We start from the raw sequence: 4089 nt of genomic DNA on the forward strand, positions 1-4089 counted from the left end.
GGACAGGGCAACGACGCGTGATCGCGGTGAGAAATTACCAGCAACAAGGGGATATCGTCGCTGGAACGCAGCAGATTCTGCAACAGCTGCAAGGTCGCCTGGTCGGCCCAGTGCACGTCATCAATCAACAGGATTAGCGGCCGCCCCGGCACCGTAAAGGCTTTCACCAGGCTGCAGGCCACCAGATTCAGGCGATTGCGCGTATCCAGCGAGCGCGCATCCGCCTGCACGCTGGCTTTGTGGTTGAGTAAGATGCCCAGCTCGGGCACCAGATTGACCGCCAGCCCGACATAATGCCCCAGCTGACGTGTGATATGTGTTTTCCAGCGCGCCATCTCTGCGGCGGGCAACCCGAGCAGATGCAGCGTCAACGAACGAAACGCTGAGGTAAAGACCGCATAGGGCAAAATCGGCGAGTGCTGATCGGCTTTGGTCACCGTCAGCAGCGCATTTTTTTCCCGCAGGATTTTAAGCGCCGAAGCAATCAGCGACGATTTTCCTGAGCCGGGCGCACCGCTAATCGCCACCATGCAGTGTTTGCCGCTGCTGCTCACCTCATCAAACGCCGCCAGCATCTCACTGGCCTGAGCGTGATCGCTGTACAGCACATCGGAGGATAGCGTCGAGGTCGGCACATCCTGTAAGCCCAGCGCAAAGGATTCGACCAGGCCATCAGGCATTAAGTTGGATTCGCAGCGTCGCAGATCGGCCAGCACGCCCTCGACAGTTTGATAACGCTGTTCCGGCGATTTGGTCAGCAGTCGTAAAATAATGGACGAGAGCACCAGCGGCACATCTTTGCGCAGCCGGTGCGGCGGCAACGCTTCGGAGGCAATGTGATGGTGCACCCATTCGGCCGCCCCCCCTTCGGCGCTGCCGTAGGGAAGCCTGCCGGTGAGCAATTCGTAGAGCACAATGCCAAGGCTATAGAGATCGCTGACCCGACTAACCGCGTGCGCGGTGCGCGAGGTATGTTCGGGCGACATGTAGGCCAGCGTTCCGCCGGTCACAGCAGCGCGCAGCGGCTGCTGTGAGTCCGCTTCCATAAACGCCAGGCCAAAGCCGCCCAGCACCACGTCGCCCTGGTCAGTGAAGAAGAAATTGGCCGGTTTGATGTCGCCGTGCACTAAACCTTGCTGATGCAGCTTGCTGAGCGCATCACACAGCGATACGGCGCAGCTGATGAATTTCTGGATTTTTCCGGCGGGCAAGCGCAGATAACCAGTGAGGGTTTGATAGTGGAACGCGGGATAAATCAGCGCGTAACGCCCGTGATATAAGGTGTGGCGCAGCGGTTTTAGCGCCCAGCTTTCTGCTAATAAAGTGCGCAGCGCATACTCATTTTTCAGCAGTTGCGTCACCGGAAACACCGCCTCTTCGGCCGCTGCCGTGGCCAGCACGAAGCACTCACCGGAAATAAGGTGGCGGCATTCGATCCACTCAACCTGTCCTTCCTGCGCCAGCGGGGTGAAAACCATGTCATCCGCCAGCACCAGCGCCGCGTCATCCGCGATGTTTAACGACAGGAAAAGCGTGCTCATTGGCGCGCCGCCAAGGAGGAAAACGCCAGGCGGATATGTTCAAACAGCAGGTCGATATCAATGGGCTTTCGCATAAAGGTTATCGCGCCTAGATTGATGGCATACCAGAGCATATTCTCATCGCCGTTGCCGGAGATGATGATTCCGGGTGGGTTCTCGCGACGCTGTACCAGCGCACGGAACAACTCAAAGCCCGACATGCCGTTGAGCTCAACATCAATAATGAACAGCGCCGCGCCGTACAGCGCCGTCTCGTCCGCCAATAGCGCTTCAGCCGACTCAAATGCCTGCGTTGCGTATCCTTCCGACTGAAGCAGATTGCATAAACCACTGCGAACAGATCGTTCATCATCAACAACGACAATGCGCTGCGACAGCTGCATGCTGTGTTCCTTAATTATTATTCACTGCCTGCGACGCGTCCTCAGGAGGTTTTGTCACTGGGCGGCGTGCCGCTGATTTTAGGCACGCACTCATGACGAAACCAGGCCAGCGTTACCGGTTGACGGTTAATCAGGCGCTTGCACAGCGGGATAATCTGTTCGCCGACCAGCATACCAAACAGGCCAAGTAGCGCAATCACTGGCGGCGCCGGGGAATTGACGTCGATAACGGCGTAAATGATGCCGACTAAAATGCCGACGGAGAGCGAAATCGCATAGGTTTTCAGCATGTTCATCCCGCCTGTTTTGGCGTGAGCGTGGCGGAGTGTAGCGGCTTATCAGCGGCAATCGCGTGCTGCGCTTTATCAACTGGCATAGTGGCGGCCACGGGATGCGTCAATTTTCCGCCCAGCGAACTGCCGACGATCATGCCCAGCAATCCCACCAGCGCCACGGCGGGCGGTGCCGGCGATCGCACGTTGAGTAAGGCGTAAATCAGGCCGATAAACACGCCCGCAGCCAGAGAGATCAGTAAAGGACTCACCGGTCCTCCTTGCAAAAGAAAGGCGAGCCCGATAGCGCTCGCCTGCGTGACGATTTAGCGAACGGGGGCAGGCACCGGCGCCAGCGTGCGATGCTCGCTCTTCTGACGTGACGGCGCTTTGTGCACCATGGTGTACGCATAGTCCACACCGATGCCGTAAGCGCCGGAGTGTTCTTTGGCGATATCCATCACCGCGTTATAGGTCTCTTTGTGCGCCCAGTCACGCTGCCACTCCAGCATCACCTGCTGCCAGGTGACCGGGATCACGCCCGCCTGAATCATGCGCTGCATAGCATAGTCGTGGGCTTCTTTGGTGGTGCCGCCGGATGCGTCAGCCACCATGTAGATTTCATAGTCGCCTTCCAGCATGGCGCACAGCGCGAAGGTGTTGTTACACACTTCGGTCCACAGACCGGAAACCACAATTTTCTTTTTACCGTTGGCCGCCAGCGCATCACGCACTTTCTGGTCATCCCACGAGTTCATTGAGGTACGCTCGAGAATGTCCTGGCCAGGGAACACATCCAGCAGCTCCGGGAAGGTGTTACCTGAGAAGCTCTCGGTCTCAACCGTGGTCAGCACGGTAGGAATATTGAAGACCTTCGCCGCTTTTGCCAGCGCCACCACGTTATTTTTCAATACCTGACGGTCGATGGACTGCACGCCAAACGCCATCTGCGGCTGCTGGTCGATGAAGATGATCTGGCAGTTGTGCGGCGTCAGTACTTCTAATTTACTGGTTGTCATTTTTGTATGCCCATTGAGGTGAATGTCTGGACGCAGTGTAGGAACCTTTGAGCAACCGAACTATTATCTATTGGTATACCTATACAAAGGTATACCTATCCTTTTGTATAACTAGACGCTTTCCAGACCGCCTGAACATAATCCCTCCACGCATTTCACCTGCGAAATGGGCAGGACCTCTTATTCAGGAGATTTTATGGTTACGTTAGGCAAAGCAGACATCATTTTGACCAATGGGCGGTTTCATACCGTCGATCGCGGCAACCCGATTGCCGAGGCCGTGGCGATGCGCGATGGCAAATTCCTCGAAGTGGGCAGTCTGGCCGACGTGATGCAGCATCACTGCGAAGGCACCAAAGTCATTGACCTCAAGGGTCATACTGCCATTCCCGGCCTGAATGATTCCCACCTGCACCTGATACGCGGCGGCCTCAATTACAATCTCGAATTGCGCTGGGAAGGTGTGCCCTCCATCGCCGATGCACTGCGCATGCTGCGTGAACAGGCGCTGCGCACGCCATCGCCACAGTGGGTGCGCGTGGTGGGCGGCTGGACCGAGTTTCAATTTGCTGAGCGTCGCATGCCGACGCTGGATGAGATCAATGAAGCCGCACCCGATACGCCGGTTTTCATCCTGCATCTGTATGACCGCGCCCTGCTCAATCGCGCCGCGTTGAAGGTGGTGGGCTACACCAAAGACACGCCCAATCCGCCGGGCGGCGAGATCCAACGTGACAGCAATGGCAACCCAACTGGCATGCTGATTGCGCGCCCGAACGCCATGATCCTCTACGCCACGCTGGCGAAAGGACCGAAACTGCCGCTGGAGCAGCAGGTCAACTCCACCCGCCAGTTTATGCGCGAACTGAACCGC

At 57.2% G+C, this 4089-nt stretch carries 6 protein-coding genes; 1 reads left to right on the forward strand and 5 read right to left on the reverse strand.

The genetic code is table 11. The annotated features are described in order from the left end of the window. The 5 genes from RTM06_RS22625 to RTM06_RS22645 all read right to left on the reverse strand — a co-directional run. Positions 1–1541 (reverse strand): AAA family ATPase (locus RTM06_RS22625; protein ID WP_312184787.1); only part of this gene is annotated, 1541 nt, incomplete at its 3' end. Then, positions 1538–1924: a response regulator gene (locus RTM06_RS22630; protein WP_312184788.1), complete on the reverse strand. Its 387-nt coding sequence runs from the start codon at positions 1922–1924 to the stop codon at positions 1538–1540. The genes RTM06_RS22625 and RTM06_RS22630, both read right to left, overlap by 4 nt. Before the next feature lie 41 nt (positions 1925–1965). Further along, positions 1966–2214 (reverse strand): XapX domain-containing protein, encoded by a 249-nt coding sequence (locus RTM06_RS22635; protein WP_312184789.1) that lies wholly within the window; start codon positions 2212–2214, stop codon positions 1966–1968. 2 nt (positions 2215–2216) lie between these two features. Next, positions 2217–2468: a DUF1427 family protein gene (locus RTM06_RS22640; protein WP_256696264.1), complete on the reverse strand. Its 252-nt coding sequence runs from the start codon at positions 2466–2468 to the stop codon at positions 2217–2219. A gap of 54 nt (positions 2469–2522) precedes the next feature. Then, positions 2523–3215: a hydrolase gene (locus RTM06_RS22645; protein ID WP_256696263.1), complete on the reverse strand. Its 693-nt coding sequence runs from the start codon at positions 3213–3215 to the stop codon at positions 2523–2525. Positions 3216–3411: 196 nt separating this feature from the next. Between RTM06_RS22645 and RTM06_RS22650 the strand changes: the two genes are divergently transcribed. Then, a partial coding sequence (locus tag RTM06_RS22650) for an amidohydrolase family protein (RefSeq protein WP_312184790.1) occupies positions 3412–4089 on the forward strand: 678 nt, incomplete at its 3' end.

Source organism: Pantoea sp. CTOTU46764 (assembly GCF_031974595.1).
GTDB classification, from domain to species: Bacteria; Pseudomonadota; Gammaproteobacteria; order Enterobacterales; family Enterobacteriaceae; genus Pantoea; species Pantoea trifolii.